14 protein-coding genes are annotated in these 24,730 nt (G+C 60.3%); 4 read left to right on the top strand and 10 right to left on the bottom strand.

Annotated elements, in window-relative coordinates; all coding sequences use genetic code 11:
• Positions 1-11: 11 nt before the first annotated feature.
• Together VGN12_11385 and VGN12_11380 are read right to left on the bottom strand one after the other, a co-directional pair.
• Positions 12-1,514, bottom strand: coding sequence for an MBL fold metallo-hydrolase (locus VGN12_11385; protein ID HEY4310046.1), 1,503 nt, complete (start codon positions 1,512-1,514; stop codon positions 12-14).
• A 292-nt stretch (positions 1,515-1,806) separates the two neighbouring features.
• Positions 1,807-3,708 carry an ABC-F family ATP-binding cassette domain-containing protein gene (locus VGN12_11380; protein ID HEY4310045.1) on the bottom strand — a complete coding sequence of 634 codons (1,902 nt, stop codon included), beginning with the start codon at positions 3,706-3,708 and terminating at the stop codon, positions 1,807-1,809.
• 374 nt (positions 3,709-4,082) lie between these two features.
• On the opposite strand from VGN12_11380, the gene VGN12_11375 reads away from it, so the two are divergent.
• Both VGN12_11375 and VGN12_11370 read left to right on the top strand, forming a co-directional pair.
• Positions 4,083-6,290: an FdhF/YdeP family oxidoreductase gene (locus VGN12_11375; GenBank protein ID HEY4310044.1), complete on the top strand. Its 2,208-nt coding sequence runs from the start codon at positions 4,083-4,085 to the stop codon at positions 6,288-6,290.
• A 15-nt stretch (positions 6,291-6,305) separates the two neighbouring features.
• Complete coding sequence (locus VGN12_11370; protein HEY4310043.1) at positions 6,306-7,439, top strand: SAM-dependent methyltransferase; 1,134 nt, start codon at positions 6,306-6,308, stop codon at positions 7,437-7,439.
• Between the two features lie 66 nt (positions 7,440-7,505).
• Here the strand turns inward: VGN12_11370 and VGN12_11365 are convergent, their stop codons facing one another.
• The gene (locus VGN12_11365; GenBank protein ID HEY4310042.1) at positions 7,506-9,602 is read right to left on the bottom strand and encodes a redoxin domain-containing protein; all 2,097 of its coding nucleotides are present in this window, start codon (positions 9,600-9,602) and stop codon (positions 7,506-7,508) included.
• A 396-nt stretch (positions 9,603-9,998) separates the two neighbouring features.
• On the opposite strand from VGN12_11365, the gene VGN12_11360 reads away from it, so the two are divergent.
• On the top strand, positions 9,999-10,997 hold the full coding sequence (locus tag VGN12_11360) for a sugar phosphate isomerase/epimerase (protein HEY4310041.1): 999 nt from the start codon (positions 9,999-10,001) through the stop codon (positions 10,995-10,997).
• 31 nt (positions 10,998-11,028) lie between these two features.
• On the opposite strand, the gene VGN12_11355 is transcribed toward VGN12_11360, so the two are convergent.
• From VGN12_11355 to VGN12_11330, 6 genes are all read right to left on the bottom strand, one after another.
• On the bottom strand, positions 11,029-12,342 hold the full coding sequence (locus VGN12_11355; protein ID HEY4310040.1) for an MFS transporter: 1,314 nt from the start codon (positions 12,340-12,342) through the stop codon (positions 11,029-11,031).
• 77 nt (positions 12,343-12,419) lie between these two features.
• Positions 12,420-13,898, bottom strand: a complete 1,479-nt coding sequence (locus VGN12_11350; GenBank protein HEY4310039.1) for a DUF1501 domain-containing protein — start codon at positions 13,896-13,898, stop codon at positions 12,420-12,422.
• Positions 13,899-13,909: 11 nt separating this feature from the next.
• Entirely contained in the window at positions 13,910-16,612 is a 2,703-nt protein-coding gene (locus VGN12_11345) for a PSD1 and planctomycete cytochrome C domain-containing protein (GenBank protein HEY4310038.1), read from the bottom strand.
• 186 nt (positions 16,613-16,798) lie between these two features.
• Complete coding sequence (locus tag VGN12_11340) at positions 16,799-18,961, bottom strand: PAS domain S-box protein (GenBank protein HEY4310037.1); 2,163 nt, start codon at positions 18,959-18,961, stop codon at positions 16,799-16,801.
• 454 nt (positions 18,962-19,415) lie between these two features.
• Positions 19,416-19,844 carry a response regulator gene (locus VGN12_11335; protein ID HEY4310036.1) on the bottom strand — a complete coding sequence of 143 codons (429 nt, stop codon included), beginning with the start codon at positions 19,842-19,844 and terminating at the stop codon, positions 19,416-19,418.
• A 254-nt stretch (positions 19,845-20,098) separates the two neighbouring features.
• Positions 20,099-21,922, bottom strand: coding sequence for a CHASE3 domain-containing protein (locus VGN12_11330; protein HEY4310035.1), 1,824 nt, complete (start codon positions 21,920-21,922; stop codon positions 20,099-20,101).
• Positions 21,923-22,300: 378 nt separating this feature from the next.
• Between VGN12_11330 and VGN12_11325 the strand changes: the two genes are divergently transcribed.
• Positions 22,301-23,767, top strand: coding sequence for a sigma-54 dependent transcriptional regulator (locus VGN12_11325; protein HEY4310034.1), 1,467 nt, complete (start codon positions 22,301-22,303; stop codon positions 23,765-23,767).
• Between the two features lie 57 nt (positions 23,768-23,824).
• Here VGN12_11325 and VGN12_11320 read toward each other — a convergent pair whose 3' ends face one another.
• Complete coding sequence (locus VGN12_11320; GenBank protein HEY4310033.1) at positions 23,825-24,601, bottom strand: response regulator; 777 nt, start codon at positions 24,599-24,601, stop codon at positions 23,825-23,827.
• Positions 24,602-24,730: the final 129 nt, after the last annotated feature.

The following is a 24,730-nucleotide window of genomic DNA, read 5'->3' as shown; positions in this document are numbered from 1 at the left end:
GCGTTCCGCAGCTACACGGATCGTGAAGCCCCGGCGGGCTGGCGGTCGACTTGCCGAGATCGGGCTCGCTCGATTGCTTGATTCGTTAGCGACATGGCGTCGGGGCGCGGCCGGTGAGGCAAAAAGTTGCGCAACCGCATATTGCCGTGTACCAGCTTGTTGAACACCAGGTGGAAGTACAACAGCACCTCGCGCCAGCGCAAGGTCCAGGTTTGGAGGAAACGGCCCTGCAACATGCGTCTCATCGGCAGCATGTCGTACTCGTAAAAATTGAACAGCGAGTTCAGCCGCTCGATGTACCGTTTGTCGCGCTTTCGCGACCGGTAACGAACTCGCTTGCTAATGGCCAGATGCGAAAACAGGTCCATTTTCAGGCACTGCCGCATAATCAACGTCGACGTGTGGATCTGGATCGGATTCGCGTCGTCGTCGTAATGATCCAGTTCTTCGAGAGTGCCGCGGTACAGGTCGACGCGAAAAATCGTCTTCACATCCCCGGCCGTGAGCACATACGTAATGGGCTTGTTACGAAACGACCGCTTCACGAAAAACGGCAGCGCCTTGCGAAACTTGTCGAAGTATTTCTGCATGTCGGCCAGAGTGACCTTTGACCGGGCCTCCTTGGCATAGAATTTCTCCAGTTTCTCGCGGTTTCGCTCTAGATATTCCTGCAAGCGCTGTTCGCGGTTGGTGAAATAGTCTCCATCCGACACGCAGAACCCGTCCTCCGTCGACCAACTATCGCCCGACACCATAACCTGCACGCTGGGATTCTCGATCCCGTGCTCTTCGAAATAGTCGCGGACCATGGTCGGCGTCTGCACCAGATCGTTGAAGCGATACGTCTCGCGGTGCAAGTAGCATTGATTACTGGCGAACGGAACGGCGTAGGTGGCTCCGGACGACAAGGCGAAATCGGCGAAATTCTCGACATAGGCCGAGATATCGTCGACGGCTTCCTGCGGCGCGTCGATCAGTTCGTAACACAATCGCGAATTGGCCGAACTGTGGCTGCGGAGCACGAAATCGAAGTTCTTATGCCGGTCCACGATCTGCTTGAGCGGACCACCCATGAATTTTGCGTCGTTGGCGTTGAGAATCTTGATTCCCTCGCACTCAATCACCAGCGCGCTATCGAGAAAAACACCGAATTGATACGAAGTAATACGAAAGTCAGGCGCTAAATCGACCGCTTCGCCATGGCGCAGCTCGACAATATTGGTAAAGCCCATGTGCTCGAGGTCGTTGCGAATGCGGCGGAAGTTGCCCTTGGGCACGTAGATCCGTGTCCCCTTGTCGAACTTCCGCAGCGATGGCCCCTGGAAGTGATCCCAGTGGATGTGCGTGACGTAAATGAAATCCGGCTTGAGCGAGCGAACGAGTTCACTCGGAACGGGAGGGTAATTCCACCACGAGCGCCAGTAGCAGCTCCCGAGAATCCACGGATCGGTGACCAGAGTTCGGCCATTCGACGTAACTTGGAGCCCAGCGTGCGATAGCACTTGAAACTTCATGGTGCGTACTCCGTAGACTCCGAGCAGACATGGGGACGGACGTGGTGACAGTCTTACTCGATTTTAGGTCGCGCCTGCGCTCGCAGCAAGCGCGCCAGGTTGTCTCACATTTCGCTCACGGTGAGATTTCACCCAGCCTGCAAGGCCTCGGACCGCGCGATCAGTTTAGCCTGAGTATTCGCTCGGCCTATTGACTGTCGACGTGGTTAAAATGCAGCCTCGCGCCAGGAATTTGATCGACGCCGGCGACAGGTCCGTGCCTGGTCTCGTGGTGGACTTCCGCGAGTCCGAATCAATTCAGTTCGCTGGCCTCTTCCCAATGCGGATAAAGCGATTCCAGGGCCGTTCGCTGCTCGGTGATTTCCGCCTGAATTTGTCGCACACGCTGCCCATCGCGCAAGGCCTCGGGCGTGGCCAACTCGGCATGCAACGCCTCGACGCGCGATTCACGCTGAAAGATTTCCGCCTCTAGATCGGCCACCTTGCGATAGGGAAATTTGCGTTTCGGTCGTGCCGCTTTTTCGGCGCGGCCTGGACGCTTGACCGCAGCTTTCGCTTTCTCGTCAGCCGCTCGGCCATTATCGTCGCCGGCCAATCCTTGCGCGACCAGATGCAGATAGGCGTCGTAATTTCCTTCGATCACACGAAATTTTCCCGGTTCGACCACCAGCAGGTGATCGACAACACGATTGAGAAAGTATCGATCGTGGCTGACCAAGAGCACGGTGCCGTCGAACTCGGTCAGCGAACGCTCGAGCGAGTCGCGCGCCCACAGGTCCAGATGGTTCGTCGGCTCGTCCAGCACCAGGAAGTTCGCATCGTCGGCCGCCAGTTGCGCTAGCGCAGCCCGGCTACGTTCACCGCCGCTCAGGCTGCCGACTTTTTGAAACACGGCGTCTCCTGTGAGTCCGAATCGCGCCAGCAGGCTACGCCTTTGCGGCTCGTTGAACTGTTTGCGCACAGGCCGGATCGCGTCGACTACTTGTTCCTCCGAATCCAGGCTGCGCAGCAACTGATCGTGATATCCAATGCGCACTTTCGCGCCGATGATGGCGCGCCCGTCGTCTAGTTTCTCTTCCCCTACCAGACAGCGCAAAAGGGTCGTCTTGCCCGAGCCGTTTGGGCCAAGAATTCCCCAACGCTCGCCGCGCTGAATATCGAAGGACAGGTCTGTGAATAGCGGCCGGTCGTAGGCCTTGGCCAGGCGCTCGACGCGCAGCACGACGTCACCCGTGCGGTCGGCCGGCGTAAAACCCATCGGCGGCGCCTGAATTTCGCGTGGAGCGTCGACCCGTTCGATCCGCGCCAGCTTTTTGCGCCGGTCTTCGGCCTGGGCGTGATTCTGCCCATAGTGGTTGCGGCGAATGAAGTCCTCGGTCTTGGCGATCTGCTCTTGTTGCTTTTCGTAAGTGCGCGCTTGCACCTCCAGACGCTGGGCCTTTTGCCGCCAATACGCCGAAAAATTGCCGGTATAGCAGTCGACTGTGCCGCGAAATAACTCGACGGTGCGATTTGTGACCTTGTCCAGAAAATAGCGGTCGTGGCTGACAATGATCATGGCCTGCTGGCTGTCGGCCAGAAAGCGCTCGAGCCACTGCGTGGCCTCGATGTCGAGATGGTTCGACGGTTCGTCGAGCAACATCACGTCAGGCTCGGCCAATAGCAGCCGCGCCAGAAGCAAGCGGTTATGCTGACCGCCACTGAGCTGCTCGATGGGCTGCTGGAAGTTCTCGCGCGAAAATCCCAGTCCTTCCAGCACGCGCTCGATGCGGTGGTCGATGTTGTAGGCGTCGCGGTGCGAGAGCTCGTGTTGCAGCCGTTCGTAGCGCTCGGCCAGCCGCTTGTGGTCGGCCGGATCCTCGGCCGCGGCCAGTTCGTGTGCCGTCCGCTCGGCCTCCTCCGACAGTTCCGTCAAACTCGCCAGAGCGGCGGCGGCCTCTTGCCACAGCGTACGGCCGGGCACGATCGTCGGTTGCTGCTCGAGATAATCGAGCCGCGCCGAGGAGTGTAACTCCACGCTGCCGCCGTCGGCCGACTGACGACCGGCCAGGATCGACAATAACGTCGTCTTGCCGGCACCGTTGGGACCCACGAGACCAATCTTTTCGCCGGGGCGCACCTCGAACGTCACCCCGTCCAGAACCGGATCGGGGCCAAAGTGCTTGGTGATATCGACGACGTTGAGCAGGATCATGGCAGTTGGCGGAGGCTGGAACGCGCGCTGTGCGGCAAAGTCGCTTTCGCCGAGACGATGGGGCGTTGGACCCGACCGGCAGCGGTGGCCGTGCTCGGCGGGCGCGGGACATGCTTCGCCGCCAATATAACAAATCAAGGTCCGAATTGGGGGGCGATCGGGCTTTCGAGGCTCAGCGCATCTATTGATGCCTTCCGCATTTAAATCGCGGCATTACCAGCTCCGGCGCCCTTTGTACGGCGGCTTCATCGCAGCTAAACTGCAGGAGTGCGGCCATCCCCACCTGCATCACGGACGCCGCTGGCGGAGCGGAAGCGCCGATGCCCACCGGCCGCAAGAAGGGCGCCACATGCCCCGTTAGTTCGAGACCAGCCATGAAGAAACTCACGTCCGGCGGCGGCTGGCAGGCCATTCGGTACACCTTTTCCAAGGCGCGTCAGGCCGGCGGCATCTGGAAGCTGTGGAAGGCCATGCGCTCGCGCAACGCCTGCAAGACATGCGCGCTGGGCATGGGGGGGCAGGCCGGCGGCATGGTGAACGAGGCTGGCCACTTTCCCGAGGTCTGCAAGAAATCGTTGCAGGCGATGGTCTCGGACATGCAAGGAGGCATTTCGCCCGATTTTTTTGCCACGTATTCCGTTGCGCAGATGCAACGCTTCTCGCCGCGCGAGCTGGAACATTGCGGACGCCTGACGCAGCCTGTCATGCATATCCGCGGCGAAAACTATTATCAATCGATTAGCTGGGATGAAGCTCTTTCGCGCATCGCTGACAAGCTGCGCGATGCGGCGCCCGACGAAACGTTCTGGTACACCAGCGGGCGAAGTTCGAACGAGGCCGGCTTCCTGGTGCAGCTTTTCGCCCGATTGTACGGCACCAATAACGTCAACAACTGTAGTTACTACTGCCATCAGGCAAGCGGCGTAGGGCTGGCCAACACACTGGGAACCGGCACTGCGACCGTTCAGCTCGAAGACCTTGAGCATACGGACCTGGTATTCGTCATCGGCGGCAATCCGGCCAGCAATCATCCGCGCTTGATGACCACGCTGATGCACGTCCGTCGCCGTGGCGGCGAAGTGGTCGTGATCAACCCGGTGCGCGAGACCGGTATGGTGAACTTCCGCGTGCCGAGTGATCCGCGCAGCATGCTCTTCGGCAGTGAAATCGCCAGCCTGTACGTGCAGCCCGATATCGGTGGCGACCTGGCTCTACTGACCGGGATCGCCAAGCGAATTGTCGAAATGGGGGCGACCGACGAAACATTCCTGCGCGAGAGCTGCTTAGGTTGGCCCGAGCTGGAGTCGCGCCTCGGTTCGCTCCACTGGAGCGAAATCTGTCAGCGCAGCGGAGTGACAAAGGCCGATATCGACAAAATCGCCGAGCGCTATGCCCGAGCCAAGAATGTCGTCTTCGCCTGGACGATGGGGATCACCCATCATTTGCACGGCGTGCAAAATGTCGAAGCGATCACGAATCTGGCCCTGCTGCGCGGAATGGTCGGACGTCCTCATGCGGGTTTACTTCCCATCCGCGGCCATTCCAATGTGCAGGGCATCGGTTCCGTCGGTGTTTCGCCGAAGCTGAAAGACGCGGTTTTCGACCGGTTGCAGAACTACTTCGGCGTGCAATTGCCGACCACGCCAGGCCTCGACACGATGGCGTGCGTCGAGGCGGCCGAAGCGGGCCGCTTGCGATTTGGATTTTGCCTGGGAGGCAACCTCTACGGCTCGAACCCCGATGCGACCTACGCCGCCCGTGCGCTGGGCAACCTGGAAATGATCGTCTATCTGAACACCACGTTGAACACGGGTCATGCTCACGGCCTGGCAGGCGAGACAATTATCCTGCCGGTGCTGGCGCGCGACGAAGAGCCGCAGGTAACGACCCAGGAATCGATGTTCAACTATGTCCGCCTGAGCGATGGCGGACCGGCGCGACACGTCGGGCCGCGCAGCGAAGTGGCCGCGATCGCGGACCTGGCCGGCCGCGTTCTAGAGCATAACCGTCCCATCGACTGGCAAGGGATGCAAAGCACCCACCGCATTCGCGAAGCGATCGCCGCGATTGTCCCCGGCTTTGAACAGATCGCCACGATCGATCAGACCAAAAAAGAATTTCAGATCCCGGGCCGCGTCTTTCATGCCGCCAGATTTAACACGGCTGACGGCAAGGCGCGATTAAAAACGCACGAGCTCCCCGAGTCGTCGCTGGTCAATGGCCAACTTCGTTTGATGACGGTGCGCAGCGAAGGGCAATTCAATACCGTTGTGTACGAGGACTATGACCTGTATCGCAATCAGGATCGGCGCGATGTGATCCTGATGCACCCGCAAGACATCGCGCGACTTGGGCTGCGCGTCGAAGAGCGCGTGACGATCTCGAGCGAGGTCGGCCAGTTGCCAAACATCCTGGTCCGTTCATATCCCGAGATTAAGGCCGGCAATGTGCTCATGTACTATCCGGAGGCGAATGTGCTGGTGCCCCGGCATGTGGACCCGGCCTCGAAGACCCCCGCTTTCAAATCAATCCTGGTCCATGTCGAGTCGCAAGCGCGCGTTCCGGCCGGGGCCGGGGTGTAAAGGCAATACCGCTCGATGGATTCCGAAGCACAGTTTCTGTTCGTCACGTGTCAGGTCGGCGCCGAGCCGGCCGTGAAAGCCGAGTTCGCCCGTCGCTGGCCTGACTTTCGTTTCGCCTATTCGCGCCCCGGCTTTCTGACGTTTAAGCTACCGCCGCCGTACCGTGTACCGGATGACTTCGATCCACAGTCGGTTTTCGCCCGCACCAGCGGCATGTCGCTCGGCAAGGTTACTGGCGACAACGAAGACGACTTGGCAAACGCCGCCTGGAAGCTGGCCGAGGGGCAATCGTTCTCACGGTTGCACGTCTGGCAGCGCGATCTGCGGGCGCCAGGCGATCATGATTACGAGCCCGGACCCAGCGAAGCAGGCGACGCGGTCCGCGTCGCGCTCGTGCGCAATGCGCCAGCGTCATGCGCCGAAATGACCACGGCGCCCCCCCTCGCACAGCCTGGCGAGTTGGTACTCGATTGCGTACTAGTTGACCCGGGGCAATGGTGGATCGGCTATCATCGCGCCCGCACGGGGCCTTCGTGCCGCGCGGGAGGTTTTTACGAAGTCGCGCCGCCGGCCGATATGGTGTCGCGCGCGTACTTGAAAATGGCCGAGGCGCTTGAGTGGTCTCAGTTGCCCGTCACTGCTGGGCAGCACGCCGTCGAGCTAGGCTGCGCGCCCGGAGGCAGTTGTCAGGTATTACTGGCACGCGGGCTGCAAGTCGTTGGCATCGATCCGGCGGTAATGCATGCGACGCTGCTGGCGCATCCCGGCTTCACGCACGTGCGGAAGCGCGCGTCCGATGTGCGACGGCGCGAATTTCGCAAAACGCGCTTGTTGGCGGCAGACATGAACGTGACGCCGGAAACCACGCTCGAAGCCGTCCAAGAGATCGTCACGCACGAGGACGTCCACATCGAGGGGCTGCTACTGACACTCAAGTTGCACGATTGGCAACTGGCCGACGTCGTGCCGGAGTATTTGGAGCAAGTTCGCTCGTGGGGCTATCCGCAGGTCATGGCCCGACAACTGCAGTACGGCCGACAGGAAATCTGTGTCGCGGCTCAGCGCCCCGCTCGACGCCGTACGCGTGGCGGCGCTCGCGGTGGTCGTCGCGCCGCCCGGTCCGGCCGTCGTGGACCGCGCGGCGAGTAGCACGATCATCACGACGCGCCTGTAACGTGGCGCAACTTCACTGTCATCTATCGTGGGTGCGAACCGCTACCGCCCGGCGGGATCTGCCGTTTCGGTCGCCTGTTTACGGGCGCCGCCGCCGCGATGAGTGTTGTCGTCACGGTCTCCGCGTTGACGGCGTCCGCCGCCACCACCCAATCCGCCCGGACGACGGCCACCGCTAGCTTTGACGAACTTCAGCGCCTCGTCGGCGTCGACGAAGCCGTCATGATTCGCATCGAGCAGGCCGAACATCAATTGGAAACGCTCGGGCACTTCATCCTTGGTCAACTTGCCGTCGCCATTGCCATCCAATTGGCTGACCAGTTCCTTCGCCCGGTCCTCGACTGTGGCGGCAGGATCGAGCTTCGGAATCGTACCGTCGGCCAGCAGCTTCTCGCGGTCGAGCGGAATTGCCACGTCGAAGAAGCCAATCATCATCTCCTCGAACGTCTGATCGCCCCAGCTCACGCGGGCCGACGGGTCGGGATTCGCCAAGTTATTGTCCGAGTTGTCCCAATGCGCAACGCAATGCACGCGAGCGCCGGGGGGCAGGACCTTGGCCTCGGTCAATTCGTAGTTGGTTTGCCAGTTAAAATCATATCGCGGGATGTCGAGCAACATTTCCCGCTTGCCATCGGGGTAGATCGCCTCGTACGAGAACGCCTTTCCACGGACGTGCATGTGAGGCGAATAAGAGAGGATCGTCAGATCGTGCTTATAGGCGGACATTGTCCCTTCGCGCGAGTAGTCCTCGGCATGCGGCGGGATGTTGATGCCGCGATTGCCTGTCGACACCGTTTGCACCATGTGCGTCAGTTCGTCGGGCTTGGCGAAAATGAAGCCGATCTTCGAGAGGTCCGCTTGCTCCTTGCCGACCGGCGTGTAGTGCATCTGAAATACCAGCTTCGAACCAGCCGGCACGTGCTTGGCCATGCCATCCGGAAACGGCGCGGCGCGGAAGCCAGGGACGTATGCTGCCAAAAAGCCGAGACCATTTTCGTCAATGCTGCCGCGATCGCGTCCTGGCGCTTGCACAAAGCACAACACGTGATGCACAACTGGAGCGCTACCGGGGATGATCTGGCTGGCCTTCACCCATTTATCTTCAGTGAAACCAGGATCGACGGTGAAGTATTGATATTCGACAACGCCGTCGGCCGGCACCGTGTACGGCTCGGCCTGCACGTCGACGATCAGGTCCGGTTCGCGTGGCAGCGTCCATCCCTGGGCGAATTCGCGAGGCGCAGGCAGGTCGGCGGGATTCCCTTCGGGCGCGCCGGCGGCAACCCATTGAAAAATCGTTTCCTTGTCCGCGTCGGACAGACTGATGTCATTGCGGAAGTGACCATATTTTGGATCGGCGTGCCACGGCGGCATACGACGCTCGCGCACGACTTCGGCGATCATGTCGGCCCAGCCGGCCACCTCGCTGTAGTCGGTCATGGCGAAGGGGCCGATCTCGCCCGGCCGATGGCAGCTTACGCAATGATCCTGAAAGATCCGTGCAACCTGATTGGAATACGTGATGGCGGATTTTGGATCAGCCTCGCGTGTGCGGCCGATCAGGCAGCCCACCGTGTCGACATGCGCCGTCTCGATCGTCATATCCGCCAGCACGGCATCGAGTGCCGACACGACATAATCGTGTTCGACTTTGTCGCGCGCATAGCCGACACCATAGCGATCGTCGATCCGGCCCGAGTAGCGGACCGTTTTGTTCTGGTCGATCACGAACACTTCCGGCGTGCGCGTTGCGCCGATCGCGTCGGCAATCTTATTGTTCATGTCCTTGAGGATCGTGAATTCGATCCCCGAGGTCCGCGCGTAGGCCCCGATCTCGGCCAATGAATCCTGGCGATTCGGGTCGATGCCGATGAAGGACACTCCTTGCGCTTGATACTTGGCGGCGAGTTCAGCCAGTCGAGGACCGTAGCTTTTCGCCAACGGGCATTCTGTTCCCAGGAACGCAATCACGGTTGCCCGCTTCCCTGCCAGGTCCGTCAGCGAGTGCTCGGTGCCGTGGTAATCGGCCAGGGTGAAATTCTCGACCTTTCCGCCGGGCTGTACACCAGACTTGGTCGCCGCTTGTCCGACCTGCGCCGCAAACGCCAAAACAAGGAAAGCTGCCGTCAGACGCTTCATAGAGTTTGACCCTTTGTCAAAACGTGATCGAAAAAGCGGGGCGGATTGCCAACTGCTGGCCAATCAGACCATGGGTTTATGCATGTATACCCGTGCCACATCACGCGCGGTTTCAGGGATGCAGTACGAGACGCGGAAGGGGCCGGAGTGTTAACTCTAACCGCGTGCGTAAACTGGGTAAATGCCAGCCGGTGCGGTAGTGCAGGCCGAGGTCGCACAAAGCTTCCTCTGGATATAACCCCGGACCGCGACGTCGGTTTTGTGCCAGGCGGATTCGGTTGTCAGGACAGAGGTATTTGAGAGAATCGAGTTTCGACTTTTCGTGGCCACAAGGGGCAGGACCGTCAACGGTCGCTGTCTTTTCGAGCCGCCCCGCGAATACAGGAGAATCTCGGCATGGCCAGGCCCGTTACGCTATTCACCGGTCAATGGGCCGATTTGCCATTGGAAGACCTGGCGCGGAAGGCCAGCGAATTCGGCTATCAAGGTTTGGAATTGGCATGCTGGGGAGATCATTTCGAGGTCGAAAAGGCACTCTCGGACGACGGCTACTGCGCCGGTCGTCGTGATCTCCTCGAACGCTACGACTTGCAACTACACGCCATCAGTACGCACCTGGTAGGTCAGGCCGTGCTGGACGTGATCGACAGCCGGCATAAGGCTATCCTGCCTGCGCATGTTTGGGGTGATGGCAAACCGGCCGGCGTGAACGCGCGCGCTGCCGAAGAGCTCAAGAACACAGCCCGCGCGGCGCAGAAGCTGGGTGTCGAGGTTGTGAATGGCTTCACCGGCTCGAGCATCTGGCCAATGCTCTATTCTTTTCCGCCGGTTCCGCAGGAGATGATCGATGCCGGCTACGCGCTGTTCGCCGAGCGATTCAATCCGATCCTCGACGTCTTCGGCGATTGTGGCGTGCGCTTCGCCCTGGAAGTGCATCCAACAGAAATCGCTTTCGATCTCTACAGCGCCGAAAGGACATTAGCTGCGATCGACCGGCGCGATGAGTTCGGATTCAATTTCGATCCCAGCCATCTGCTATGGCAAGGAGTCGATCCGGTCGAGTTTCTACGCGCGTTCCCGGACCGTGTTTATCACGTACACGTCAAGGATGCGATCGTGACGCTCAACGGGCGCTCAGGCATCCTGTCGAGCCATCTGAACTTTGGCGACCCGCGTCGCGGCTGGGACTTCCGTTCGCCTGGCCGCGGCGGCGTTAATTTCGAAGAGATCATCCGCTGCCTGAACCAGATTGGCTATGCCGGTCCGCTTTCAGTGGAATGGGAAGACGTGGGCATGGACCGCGAAGCCGGCGCTCGCGAGGCGGCCGACTTCGTCAAACGCCTCGACTTCCCGCCTAGCCAGGTCGCCTTCGACGCAGCTTTCGCCGAGAAGTGATTTGGCCAGTCGTGGTCCATTGCGAGGCTGTTTACGGCACGGCAGGTTGCTGTTCGTCCTCTAACTCTGGCAACGACCATGCAATGATGGCGGCGGGCACAAACAGCATGCCCGCAAATAGCAAAGCCAGGCGGTAGTCGCCCACCTGTGAGAACAGCCCAAAGAACACGGTGCCGATCCCGGCGGCGATGCGGCCGAAGTTAAAGCAGAAGCCTGCTCCCGTGGTTCGCAGCAGCGTGGGGAACAACGGCGGCAGATACATCGTGAACAGGGCAAACACTCCCTGGCACAGTCCGATCGCGGCCAGCCCCCACCACATCTGGTTGTAATCGCGCGGCACACCATAGGTGACCAACATCGACGCCGCGTAGCCCAAGCACAGCAGCGCGATCGCCCGGCGATACTTCAATCGTCGCGCCAACCAGGCGGCGAAAAAATTACCGACAATCGACGACACCATCACCAGCCAAACCATTTTGCTGACCAGTTGGCCGACTTCGACGTCGGTCCAGGCGCTGACTGTGGGCAAGTTGCGCAGTTGCTGCAGGTACCAAAACAAGAATGCCCAATGCCCAGAGAGTGACAAGCCGCAGACGCACAGCGCCAGAAGTGTCGTGCGGCGCACAGAGCCGCGGAACAGGTCGGTGAACGCAGGTCGTTCGACACCGCCCTGCAGTTGCGCGTCTTGCCATTCTTCTGGTTCAGGTACGCTGCGCCGGATCCAAAGAACCAATAGCGCCGGCAATACGCCCACCAGAAATACTGTGCGGTAGGGAAAGCCAGCCAGCAGGAAATTCGCCAGGCTGGCCAGGATTACTCCCAGGTTGACGCCTGTTTGCAAAACGGCTGCCATCCACGGTCGCCAGCGTCGCGGCCACGTTTCCGAAAGCAGCGACGCACCGACGGCCCATTCGCCGCCGATCCCCAGCGCCGCCAGAAATCGAAACACGAGCAGATGCCACCAGGCCTGCGCAAAGAACGATAACCCGGTGAAAGCCGCATAGGTAAGGATGGTCATCACCAGCGCCCGACTGCGCCCCAGACGATCCGCGATCATGCCGAAGAAACCGCCGCCGAGGGCCCACCCGAAGAGAAACGCGGCCTGAATCCACGAGCTGTAGTAGCCCACCTCACGATTCTTGGCGCTGGACACGCCGAGGAGTTCAGCGACAAACGGACCAGCGACCAGCACATACAAGTGCATGTCCAGTCCGTCGAACATCCAGCCCAGCCAAGCGGCCAGTCCCGATTTCCATTGCTGCGGAGAAAGATCGCGCAGCCGCGTGACGTCCTGCGGAGCTTCGGCCGCGGCCGGCTGGTCGAGTGTCGAGCGAGATGAAGGCATTTTCCGAAGGATTGTCAGAGGGAGGGCGCTTAAGCGGTAGGTGCGGCGGACGTGTCGAAATCAATTCGGCAATCGGATCAGGCCAGAATCTCGCGAATGACCCGGGCAGGATTCACGCTGGTCAACTTTTCTTTCAGGCCATTCTGATCGATGTACAGTCGCTCGTGCGATAGGCCAAGCAGGTGCAGGATCGTGGCGTGCCAGTCCGGCACACTGACACGATTCTCGACCGCGGCAAATCCTAGGTCGTCAGTGGCGCCATAGGTAATGCCTGCCTTGACGCCGCCACCCGCCATCCACGAAGAGAACGCGTTCTTGTTGTGATCGCGTCCGGCTTTGTGCTCGTCCTTGTCGGGGGACAATTGTGCCATCGGCAATCGACCGAACTCTCCACCCCAGATGACCAACGTCTCGTCCAATAGCCCTCGTTGCTTCAGGTCCTGCAGCAACCCGGCGATCGGCAGGTCTGTGCGCTCGCAAGCGGCTTTCATGTCCGTGGCTAGCGCCGAGTGGTTATCCCAGATTTGCTGATTGATATAAAGCTGTACGAAGCGGACGCCCCGTTCGACCAGCCGGCGCGCGATCAGGCAGCGACGGCCGTACGAATCAGTCGGCTCCCGGCCAATGCCATAGAGGGCTTGCGTTGCCGCCGACTCTTGCGCTAGATCCAGCGCGTCGGTCGCTGACAATTGCATCCGCGCCGCGAGTTCATAGCTGGCGATTCGTGCGCCAAGATTCGGCTGCCCCGGCCGTTCGGCTTTGTGTCTTTGATCGAGCTCGCCGAGCAGTTCACGCTGTAATTCTGCGACCGCCGGCGGATCTTCGGCCGCGGCGCGTAGGTTCAAAACGGGTGATCCGGTCGGGCGGAATCGCGTCCCTTGGCAAATCGGCGGCAGTAAGCCGGCCGTCCAGTTCTCGATGCCGTTGATTGGCAGCCCGCGCGGATCGTCGAGCACAACGTAGGCCGGCAAATTCTGGCATTCACTTCCCAACCCGTACACGACCCACGAGCCCAGCGACGGATAACCGCTAGGCATGTGCCCAGATTGGATCAAATACAGTGCCGGCTCGTGGGTAATATTCGTCGTATATAACGAACGCACGAGTGCCAGATCATCTACCTGTTTCGCGATATGCGGCAGCGCGTCCGATACCCACATTCCCGACTGACCATGCTGCGCAAACTTGAAGGGGCTGCGCATCAGCGCCCCGGCCGCGGCCGGCGATTCGACTTCGCCCGCGATGCGATCGAAATACGCCTCTCCGTGGCGCCGATCGAGCTCCGGCTTCGGATCGAACAGATCCATCTGGCTCGGTCCGCCGTTCATGAACAGGTGAATCACCGACTTCGCGCGAGCCGGATGATGGGGCGGGCGCGGTAGCAAATCGACCGACCCGGGTACAGAGTCGTCGCTGCCGGTCGAGGCAATTCCATCGCTGCCGAGCAGATGCAGCAAGGCCGCGCCTTGCATGCCGGCGCCGACGTGCGCAAAAAAGCTGCGCCGCGAGAGCATTCCGGCCGGCATCCGAGCGAACGGCAAATGAGATTCACGCACGATCGTCGCCCTCAATCCACGTATAAGAACATTGCCGAGTTCAGGATCGTATGACAGATGGTTGCCAGGGCACGCGAGCCAGCGTCCTGCTGGGACGCGCCGGCTGCACTTGCTTGTACTTTCCAGGCGTCGGTCAGGCGCGTCAATGATTCCAGCATGATCGTCGCCTCGGCCTCGCCTGGCGGGCGACAGAGCGTGATCGCATAGAGATGTCGTATCTGCTCGCGCGGCTCATCTCCGGCTAGTTTTGTCACGCGTTGCGCAAGATGACTGGCCAAATCGCGCACCACGGTATCATTCATCAGATGTAAAGCCTGCAATGCAACTAAGGAATCGGTACGCGCCAAGCAGTTCGGATTCATCGCCGGCAAGTCGAAGCATTCCAAAAGTGTAGGCGGATGCTTGCGCAATTGTTGAACATAAACGCTGCGCCGTTGGCCCGTTTGCACAACACCATCCGGCATCACCTGTACAGCATCCGCGGGGCCGAAACGCGTCTCATCCAATTGCCCGGCCACGACCAGCAGCGTGTCTCGCAGTTCTTCGGCCTCGAGCCGTCTTAGCGGCATGCGCGACAGCAATCGATTGTTGGGGTCAAGCCTTTCATGCTGTGGCGTCACGGCAGACGTTTGCCGATAGACGCTCGAAGTCATCATCACACGGTGCATGGCCTTCATGCTCCACCCCTCGCGCATGAATTCGCAGGCTAGCCAATCGAGCAGCTCGGGATGGCTGGGGCGTTCGCCGGTCTTGCCGAAATTGCCGATCGTCTTTACCAGCCCTTCACCGAAATGATGCTTCCAGATCCGATTGATCATCACCCGCGCCGTCAGCGGCTGTTGTGGATCGACTAACCAGCGTGCGAAGGCCAGCCGGCGCCCGGTCGACGGTGCATCGGGTCGCGGCGGCGCGATGTCCACGCGCGCGTCGGCCTCGGTTAACACGGCGGGCGCTCCCGCCTGAACCAACGTGGCGGGATTTTGGTAGTCGCCGCGGCGGTAAATATATGTCGGCGAGGGTTCGCCGCGATCCCATAAGGCCATGATTCGTGGTTCGGCCGGAAGCGAGGTTTCGAGTTCCTTGATTCGCTTATCGTTTTCAGCGGATTGTGGCGCAGCCTTCGCCGCGGCAAGCTCTTGCTCGGCCTTATCCCGATTGGCGCGCCAACGGTTGTGCTCGTCCTGTGCCACGCAAGAGAGGAACCGTTCGCCGGCTCCCGCACTCACGGCGCCGCCGTAGCTGATCAGTTGCGGCTTCAACCAATCATGCTCGTCGTACGCTCCCTTGAAGATGGCCGTCAGGCGGTAATAGTCGCGCTGCGGAATCGGATCGAACTTATGGCTATGGCAGCGCGCACATTTAAAGGTCAATCCCATCACGCCCGACCCGAGCACGTCGATTGCGTCGGCAATCACTTCCAAGCGGTCGGGGACGAAGCCGGTGAGATTGGCCCATGTCGGGTCAGGCGCCATGCGCAAGAATCCTGTCGCAACGACGCAATCTTCGATCTCTTTTGACCGCTCCGTCGCGTGCTCGAAATCGACCAATTCGTCGCCGGCCAGTTGCTCGATCAGGAAACGGTCGTACGGCTTGTCGGCGTTGAAAGAACGAATCACGTAATCGCGGTAGCGCCAGGCGTCAGGACGCGGCAGATGCTGCTCGCGGCGCCCTTCGCAATCGGCATAGCCGGCGACGTCCAGCCAGTGGCGCCCCCAACGCTCGCCATAGCGCGGCGAAGCAAGCAGCCGATCGATCAATTGCTCGTACGCGTCTGCCGATGTATCTGCCAGAAAGGCTTCGACCTCGGCCGGCTCGGGCGGTAGCCCCGTGAGGTCGAATGTCGCCCGGCGGATGAGCGTGCGCCGATCGGCCTCGGGCGACAGCGACAAACCTTGCGAGGCGAGCTTGTCGATGACAAACGCGTCGATCGGATTGCGAACGCGGCCGGTTTCCGTGACCGGCGGTGGCGACGCAGATTGCGGGCGCTGAAAAGCCCAAAACTCTCGATCCACGGCGCTGACCAACGGATCGGCCGAAGTGCCTGCCAGGTCCGGCTCGGCTGTGGCCTCCTGGGCGCCCGACGCGATCCAACGTTCGAGCTTCGCCAATTCGGCCGCTTCGATGGGTTTGACCATTGCCTCGACCAATCGCGGCCGGGGTGGCATTTCTTCGGCATGAATGCGCTTGATTAACAAACTCTCTTCCGGCTTGCCTGGCACCAGTGCCGGCCCCGACTTGCCCCCTTTCAACATGCTGGCGCGCGAGCGCAGGTCGAGTTCCCCTTCTCGTCGCTGGCGGCCATGACACGAAGTGCAGCGCAGTAGCAGGATGGGCAGGACGTCGTGATAGCCTACTGTCTGCTCGCTGGCAGCTTCATCGCCGAACGAGGCGCCATCGTCGATCCAGCGGCGAATCGTTTCGACCTCGGCCTCGCTCAGCGGGTTTTCGCCATCGGGGGGCATCTCGCCGGCGTGAATCTTTTCGTACAGCGGGCTGTCGGCCGATTTGCCCGGCGTGATCACGGCGCCAGATTCGCCCCCTTTCTGCACGCCGGCGCTAGTGTGCAGAGCCAACTCGGCCTTTTGCGTTTGGGCACCGTGGCAGCGAACGCATTTGGCGATCAACAGCGGCTGGATGGTCACAGCGAAGCGATCTGTAGCGGGCTTCGTTTCCTCAGCCATCGCGCCAGGCGGGGGCGGCACGACAAGTGCCATGCCGATAACCAGCCATCCAATAATGATCGGGCGCACAATCATTGCACGAGGCTACGGAGGAAAGCAGCTTCAGGGTAAACGCCGTGGGACGAGGCGCTCGGACCCGAAGCGGGGGGACGCGAGGTCACGTACCTCGTAGCATACACCACCCGGCGCCCTGATTGCAGACGCGTACCGCGGCGTTATTTAGTGCGCCCCCATGTCCGCGATAAGAGTCACCAGGTCGGCGTAACCGACCGGCTTAGTCATGTGGCGGTCAAAACCCGCGGCCAACGCCCGGCGACGATCTTCTTCCTGGCCGAAACCCGTCACCGCGACCAGATGCGTCCAGCGCGTGGCCGGGTCGGCGCGCAAGGCCTCGGCAACGCGGTAGCCGTTCATTTCGCCCGGCAGGCCAATGTCGCAAAGGACGAGGTCGGGGCGAAATTCTCGCGCCATATTCACGCCCGACGAACCATCTTTCGCCACAGCGACCGTGTGTCCGCGCATCTTCAACAACTTGCTGATCAGATGTAAGACGTCGCGATTATCATCGACAACCAGTACACGCAATGGATCGGTTGCCGGCTGGTCGACGTTCGTTTGTGGACTGAGTGAGCGCGGCGCTGGACATAGCTGCAATTGAATCACAAAGCTGGCGCCCTGGCCTGGTCCTGGACTGCTGGCGGAAATTCTCCCGCCGTGCAATTCCACCAATCCCTTCACGACGGCCAATCCCAGGCCTAGCCCCCCCGAGCTGCGCTCCAGCGTCGCCTCGGCTTGGGCGAAGGGTTCGAACAGCGAGGCAATCGTCTCGGGCGTCATGCCAATACCGGTGTCATGCACCTCGAGCACAGCCTCTCCCCGCGTTGGCGCGGGCCGAACTCGCACCGATATGCGACCTTGCGGATCGGTGAATTTAATGGAATTGTTGAGCAAGTTGGTCACGACTTGCGCGAGGCGCACGGCATCACCTTCGACCCAGGCGTGGTCGTCCCCCGTATCGACCTCTAACGACAATTGACGTTGCTCGAACTGCATGGCGTGGTCAGCAACGGTTTGCTGTACGAGTGCCGTAAGGTCGAGGCGGGTTCGGTCGAGGGTCACCTTGGCGCGAACGATTCGCGAAACGTCCAGCAGATCATCAATCAAACGGCTCATGTGATTCGCTTGCCGTTCGATGATCGCACGCACGCTGCGCACATCTTCATCGTCGGCGCCCAATTGGTTCAGCACTTCGACACCGCTGACGATGCCGGCCAGCGGATTGCGCAGCTCATGCCCCAATAGCGCCAGGAAATCGTCTTTGCGACGATCGGCTTCGCGCAGGGCCTTTTCGGCTCGTTTGCGGTCGCCGATATCACGGGCGATCTTCGAGCAGCCGATGATCGCGCCGGCGTCGTCGCGAATCACGGAAATGCTCAGCGAGACGTCGACCTTTTGCCCGTCTTTCCGCACACGGACGGTGTCAAAATGCCGCAGTAATTTTCCGTGACGGACTTTTTCCAGAATCTCCTCCTCTTCATTCACCAGATCGTCGGGTAGAAGCGCCAGCACAGGATGGCCGACGATTTCGGCGGCCGTGTAGCCATAGAGTTTTTCCGCGGCCTGATTCCAACTCGTCACGTTTCCGCTGAGATCGAGCCCGATCACCGCGTCCTCGGACGATTCGATGATCGACGCCAGTTTGCGCAGCTCTTCTTCGTGGCGCTTGCGCTCCGTAATGTCGCGAAAATAAATCGCCAGATTCTCTTCTTCGGTCGGCGCCGCCTTGAATTCGAACCACCGCTGCCAGGGCACGTAAAAGTCTTCGAACTCCACGACCTTGCGCTCGACGGCGGCCTGTTTCAATTGCGTTTGCGCCGCGGGACCGATCGTCAATGGAAAAACGCCCGTGGCGCTCGCGGTTGTCCGCTGCATGAAGTGTCGCCGGTTGTACTCCTCGGTGGCGCGGTTCATATAAACCAGACGCCAACTGTTATCGACCACGACGAAACCATCGGTAATGCTTTCCACGATCATCTTGACCTGCTCGGCGTTCGCAATGGCTCTCCGCATCGAACGCTTCGAGATCTCACTGAATAGACCGATCGCCAGGCAAACGAAGATATAAACGAAGGCGGTCGCATTGGGCCGAAATGCGTCGCGCGACGAAATAAAGTACACGTTGGCAATCGTGTAACTGACCGCCGTCGCCAGCAGTACTGGTCCAAAACCGCCGTACCAGCCGATTGCTGCTACGGCCGCGACGTACATGGCTATTAGAACAGCGACATTGCTCGACAATAGCCCCGTGACGAGGCTGGCTGCCACGATCAATAGCACTGCGGCGATGTAGGGGATTGATCGATAGAGATGCGAAGTCGACATAGCGCAACGTAAATAAGTAGGACAAGCCGGCACATCAAGTTCGATCGAGAATTGCCCGCCACGCGACCGGGAGGGCGCTTTGGACTTCCCGTTTCGCGCTATCGACGCGGAACATGCAAGGACTGGCGGCCGAGCGGAGAGATATTGCGTCCGAAAGGTGAAAGCAAACTATCGAATCGACGAGATTCGTGCGCCACGATCCGGAGCCCCCGAACAGCGGCCAGGGCGCTTGGCGAAAGCGCCTCGATGAATCTTGGTGCAGTCCAGCACCCTATGCAAATCTTGAACCAGCAGGTTCCCGACTCAGGTGGGGGGGGGTGAAGAGCACTGCGAAATGCACCTCCATATGCATTTTTGCGTTCGTTTACGTCGCTGAGGATGGCTGTTTGCGTGCCACCCTGGCGGTCGATCGACCGCCCAAGCAGCGCTACCGACTAGAAGCCGGATAGCCGGACTACTCGTCGTCGCCGATACCCGGGCCGATGAGTGCTTCGGCGATGTTGAGCAGCTCACGCGAATTCAGCGGCTTTGCGAGCACTCGTTCCACCCCTGCTTCGATGGCGGGAAACACCGTGTTGATGTTCGCATAAGCGGTCAAAAACACGCCGCGAAGATCGGGCTGAACGTCCCTGGCCAATCGAAATAGCTCGACGCCGTTCATTCCCGGCATTTGATAGTCGACCACCGCTAGGCGATATGCATGCCGCTTCACGAGTTCCAACGCGGTACGTCCGTCGACGGCAATATCGACGGCATAACCATGCGCGGCCAGGACCCGGGAAACGATCTCTGAGTTGCTGCGGTCGTCGTCCACGACCAACACGCGCGGGTGGGACGTTTGTGCGTCTTGTGCCGTCCGAGTGGTTTCAAATGTTCCGTTCACGGTGTCCCCCGCATCTCGAGGTAATTCTCTGTTGCCTGACTAGCGGGCGCGTTTGCCAAAACACGACCCTCGCCCGATGAGAATGCAACAATTATGCCGTGTCGTCGCGGCGTGAGCCAGCCGTTGCGGTACTCAGTAACGCACCTGGCGGGCAGCAAGGCAGGTGCAATCGCTATAGGTCGCGAAACCATCGCCTTGGTTGCTTCTCGACCGCCTCGGAATGCCCCCTTTTGACAAGCGCTGCCCGCGCGGCTTTACGTCGCCGAGCGCATGCGGTCTCGCTCTCCGATACCGCACGGTAGCGAGGCGAGAATCTCCCGAATTTCGTTCACCGAAGCGGGTTTGGTCAGATGGCGGTCGAATCCCGCCAGGTGCGCTTTCCGCCGTGCTGCCTCGTCGCCATAAGCCGTGAGAGCCACCAGGAACAGGGGAGCAGTATCGGGGGAATTGCGCAGCGCCCGTGCCACGTCATAACCATCCATGCCGTTCGGCAAACCGATGTCGCAGAACACGATATCGAGTTCCAGATCCTGCGCCATGGCAAGACCGCTCGGGCCATCGACGGCCACATGAACTTCGTGTCCGGTATGTTCCAGCATGCGCTGGATGGGGAATGACGAATCGCGGCGATCGTCGATAATCAGGACGCGGCAGCTTTCCGGCGCATTCTGGGGTGATCCGCAATGCCCTTCATGAGGAGCCTCGTACTCGACGCAATGCAAGGTCACGATGAATGTTGTACCGCGTCCTGGGCCGGCACTTTCGACGGCGATGCGTCCCCCCTGCAATTCGATCAGGCCTTTTGCCAAAGGAAGTCCCAGACCTAGGCCACCGCGGCTGCGATCGCCATTGTCCGCACCCTGGGCAAAGGGTTCGAAGACGCGGGCCAGTGTGCGCTGGTCCATACCGATACCCTGGTCCTTGATCGCGAGCCTTGCCTGGGCGCCGGGCGAACGCACGATACTCACGGCCACGTGTCCGCCGCTCGGTGAGAACTTCACCGCGTTATGCAGTAGGTTGCCGATCGCCTGGCCCAAACGCGTCGCGTCGCCGCGTACCCATAGGGGCTGCGGTGGGGCATCGAGGGTGATGGTCACCTCGGAGCCATGCACGGCGCTGCAAGTGTCGGCAATGGTGCGCTCCGCTAATTGCCCGAGATCGAGCTGCGAGCTTTGCAATTCGATTTTGCCGTGGGCGATGCGCGAAACGTCCAGCAGGTCGTCCACCAATCGCCCCATAACTCCGGTCTGGCGGCGAATAATACCGTGCATTTCGTCGACGGGCTCGGACGAATTTCCCAGCAAATCGAGGACTTCGATCGCGTTGCGAATCGCCGCCAGAGGATTGCGCAACTCATGCCCCAGAATCGCCAGGAACTTGTTTTTATTACGATCCGCGGTCTGCAACGACTCGGACAATCGCCGCCGCGCCGCGATCTCGCGCTGGATCACGTAGAAGCCGACAGCAATGATCCCGCAACTGAACGCCGTCGCGATCAGCAATGACATCATCGCATAGCGAATGCTGACATCGACCGCCTCGCGCAGCGCATCGCGGCGGTCCGAGATTTTCTGCTCGATCGTTCCGATCGTTTCGCGAATGGCATCCATCTCGTGCAAGCCACGATGTTCTGCCACGACGCGACGCGCTTGCTCGAGGTTCTCGCCGTCCGCTACCCGCAACACTTCCGCCAATTCTGCAAGTTTGGCGTCGATAGGGCGGTCCAACTCGGCGACATGCTCGGCCTCGGAGGGCTGATCTCGCAGCGCGTCGCGTAGTTCATGGCGTGACCTTTCGATTGCCCCCAGGGCCGCTTGATAGGGCGTGAGATAAGTCGGCTCGCCGGTCAGTAGAAAACCACGCTGGCCCGTTTCCGCATCCTGCAGGGCGGAAAGCAGTTTCACGGCCGAATTGGCCGCGTCCGTCGCGTGCAGGACGCCCGCCTCGTGGGTGGCGATCTTGCGCAGGTGCCAATACGAAACCACAGAATACGTGAGCAGCACGGACAGCAAGATCGCCGCCGTGATTGTGCCCACACCGACAAAGCGAGGTCGCGGATCTGCGGCTTTTTTTATCATGCAACGCCCCGCTGCCGACTTTCCGAGCGCGCCGTTAACACACGGCGTCTCTTGGACCGGTAAATGGTGCAAAATGCGGAGCCACTGAGCGCGTCCCACAGCGCGAGCTTCAGGCGAGCCTGAAAGGAAGTATTGCATCCTAAGCTGGGTCGCAAGCGAAGCAAGCCGGTGGTCGCGCATTGACCAATTAGTAGGTCAAACGCTCCTGACGTCGCCTCTATGCAACTGCCGTTCCTGAATAAATGGCAGTTTTGACGGAATCCCCGTCGACTCCATTGAAAGCAAGGCCCAAACTCGCACAATGGATTCAGGACGCTCACGGGTCGCACTTCTTCCGGGGTGTTTGCCCGCAACCCTATTTAAGCAGTCGAACGCAGTATGCCCATACTTCTGGTCGTTGACGATGACCGCGCAGTACGCCACCTCGTCCATCAAGCTTTCGAAGGAACTGATGTCACGGTTGTCGAGGTAGCGACTGCCGAAGACGGCCTGGACGTGCTCCGGCGCCAATCACCGGACACAGTCCTGTTGGACATCAATCTGCCGGAAATGTCGGGTCTGGAAGCGTTTCGGGCGTTCCACGCGCTGGATCATAAGCTGCCGATCATATTTGTTACAGCACTCGACTCGAGCGACGTCGCGATTCAGGCCATGACGTTAGGGGCCTACGATTTCGTGATGAAGCCGCTGGACGTAGCGGCGTTGCGCAAGCTGGTGGGACAGGCCATCGAAGTCCGCCGCTTGATGAACGTGCCGGTCTCGGTCCCTGGGTCGAGCAGCCCCAACGATCGGTCCGATCGCCTGGTAGGGCGCAGTTCGGAAATGCAGGTTGTCTATAAGGCTGTCGGCCGCGTCGCCCCGCAGAACGTGACGGTGCTGATTCGCGGCGAAAGCGGAACGGGCAAGGAATTGGTTGCGCGGGCCATTTACCAGCACAGTCCACGGGCCGATCGGCCGTTTCTGGCGGTGAATTGCGCCGCGATTCCCGACGCTCTCTTGGAGAGCGAACTCTTTGGCCATGAAAAGGGCTCGTTCACCGGCGCCGACCAAAGACGTATCGGAAAATTCGAGCAGTGCAACGGTGGCACGCTGTTTTTGGACGAGATCGGCGATATGTCGCTGCTCTTGCAGGCCAAAATGTTGCGCGTCCTGCAGCAACAGCAGTTTGAGCGGGTGGGAAGCAATCAAACGATTTCCACCGATGTGCGGGTGATCACGGCCACGAACCGCGACCTGGAGCAAATGGTCGCCGCGCGCGAGTTTCGCGCGGACCTGTACTATCGATTGAGTGGCGTGACGATCAATCTGCCGGCGCTGCGCGAGCGGACCGCGGATTTGCCGCTGCTGCTCGAGCATTTTCTGCGTCGTTTTGCCGCCGATCTGGAAAAAGATGTACGCGGCATTTCGCCCGAGGCCCTCGATGTGCTGCTGGCCTACCAATGGCCGGGCAATATCCGCGAATTACAGAACGTGTTACGGCAAGCGATGTTGAATACCGTCGGTCCGGTGCTGCTGCCCGAGTTCTTGCCGGACACCGTGGCCCGCGCCGACAGTGTAGGTGTCAGCAGCGAGGGGCACGGCGGCGATCTTACCGAGCAAGTCGACCGGCTGTTGGACCAGAACGGCGACGGACTATACAAGGACGTGATTGCCGCCGTCGAGCGCTATGTGCTATTGCGAGTCCTGGACAAGACGCAAGGAAACATCTCGCAATCCGCGAAAAAGCTGGGCATAACGCGCGGCAGCCTGCGAAACAAGATTCACGCACTCGGGCTGTCGATCGATCGGCAAATCAAGATCGACGACGGCATCTCGGATATTGAAGAAGTCGACGAACCAGTGTAGCCGCGTGGTGCCACCGAGAAGCTGGCTCGCAACAAAGGAGCCGCGATCGTCACCCTGTCAGTGTGATGCGTTCTTGTCCTTGGACGCCCCATCGCACGCGCTGGCCGAGTACTCGGCCAGCGCCGCGGCGAGCCATGCCACCTCTTCATCGGCGTCGGCGACAAACGTGGCAAACGATTGGGCGCTTGCCGCGGTTTCGCCGTCCCGGTCGCAACTCTCTATGGCTTGCAGGATATTGACGGCGGGCGCCGCACCGAAATTGGATGATAAGCCTTTCAAGCTGTGTGCCGCCCGGCGCGCCTCGTCCCAGTTCTGCTTATCGATGGCTGCGTGCATCGCGGCTAATATTCCAAATGCATCTTCAAAGAAGAATTGGATCAAATCCGCCAGTAGCGACTCGTCCCCCCCCAGTCGCGCTAGCGCCGCTTGCAAATCGATCGACGACGCGCGCCGCGCGGCTGCCGCCAGATCGCGCCGTGGTCGAATCGGCGCGACCGGCGTCGCGCGCAATAGGCGATCAAGCTCATCGGCATTGAAGGTGGTCGAAAAAAAACCATCGACTCCCGCCGCCAAATGACGCTGTTGATCGGCACCCTGAACCGGTGAAATGGAGAATATCCGCACGCGCTGCTCTCCCGTTTCCAGGCTGCGCAGCAATCGAGCCGTGACCGCGCTATCCAGAACCGCGTCGGACAAGTCAAGCAGCACCGCATTGAACGGATGTCTCGAAAAGGCTTGAGTCGCCTCAAGGCAGTTGCCGGCAAGCTGGCTTTGAAAACCGAACGCAGAAATCGCTTCGGCCAAGGACTGACGTTGCTCAACATCTTGAGCCACGATCAACACGCGCGGCTCTGAGAACTCTGCCCGATGCGGATCTGAAATCACTGCGGCAAGCCCTGTCAGGGAAATTGTCGATGGTCAACGAGTTATACCAAGCGAAGGTTGCAACTTTTATACCCGCGT

It is taken from the genome of Pirellulales bacterium (assembly GCA_036499395.1).
GTDB lineage: Bacteria > Planctomycetota > Planctomycetia > Pirellulales > JACPPG01 > JACPPG01.
This window is presented reverse-complemented; position numbering and strand designations above follow the sequence as displayed.

Bases quoted from the DNA above. Each gene is read 5' to 3' on its own strand.
- VGN12_11385 (HEY4310046.1), bottom strand. From the start codon at position 1,514: ATGAAGTTTCAAGTGCTATCGCACGCTGGGCTCCAAGTTACGTCGAAT.
- VGN12_11380 (HEY4310045.1), bottom strand. From the start codon at position 3,708: ATGATCCTGCTCAACGTCGTCGATATCACCAAGCACTTTGGCCCCGAT.
- VGN12_11375 (HEY4310044.1), top strand. From the start codon at position 4,083: ATGAAGAAACTCACGTCCGGCGGCGGCTGGCAGGCCATTCGGTACACC.
- VGN12_11370 (HEY4310043.1), top strand. From the start codon at position 6,306: ATGGATTCCGAAGCACAGTTTCTGTTCGTCACGTGTCAGGTCGGCGCC.
- VGN12_11365 (HEY4310042.1), bottom strand. From the start codon at position 9,602: ATGAAGCGTCTGACGGCAGCTTTCCTTGTTTTGGCGTTTGCGGCGCAG.
- VGN12_11360 (HEY4310041.1), top strand. From the start codon at position 9,999: ATGGCCAGGCCCGTTACGCTATTCACCGGTCAATGGGCCGATTTGCCA.
- VGN12_11355 (HEY4310040.1), bottom strand. From the start codon at position 12,342: ATGCCTTCATCTCGCTCGACACTCGACCAGCCGGCCGCGGCCGAAGCT.
- VGN12_11345 (HEY4310038.1), bottom strand. From the start codon at position 16,612: ATGGCACTTGTCGTGCCGCCCCCGCCTGGCGCGATGGCTGAGGAAACG.
- VGN12_11340 (HEY4310037.1), bottom strand. From the start codon at position 18,961: ATGTCGACTTCGCATCTCTATCGATCAATCCCCTACATCGCCGCAGTG.
- VGN12_11330 (HEY4310035.1), bottom strand. From the start codon at position 21,922: ATGATAAAAAAAGCCGCAGATCCGCGACCTCGCTTTGTCGGTGTGGGC.
- VGN12_11325 (HEY4310034.1), top strand. From the start codon at position 22,301: ATGCCCATACTTCTGGTCGTTGACGATGACCGCGCAGTACGCCACCTC.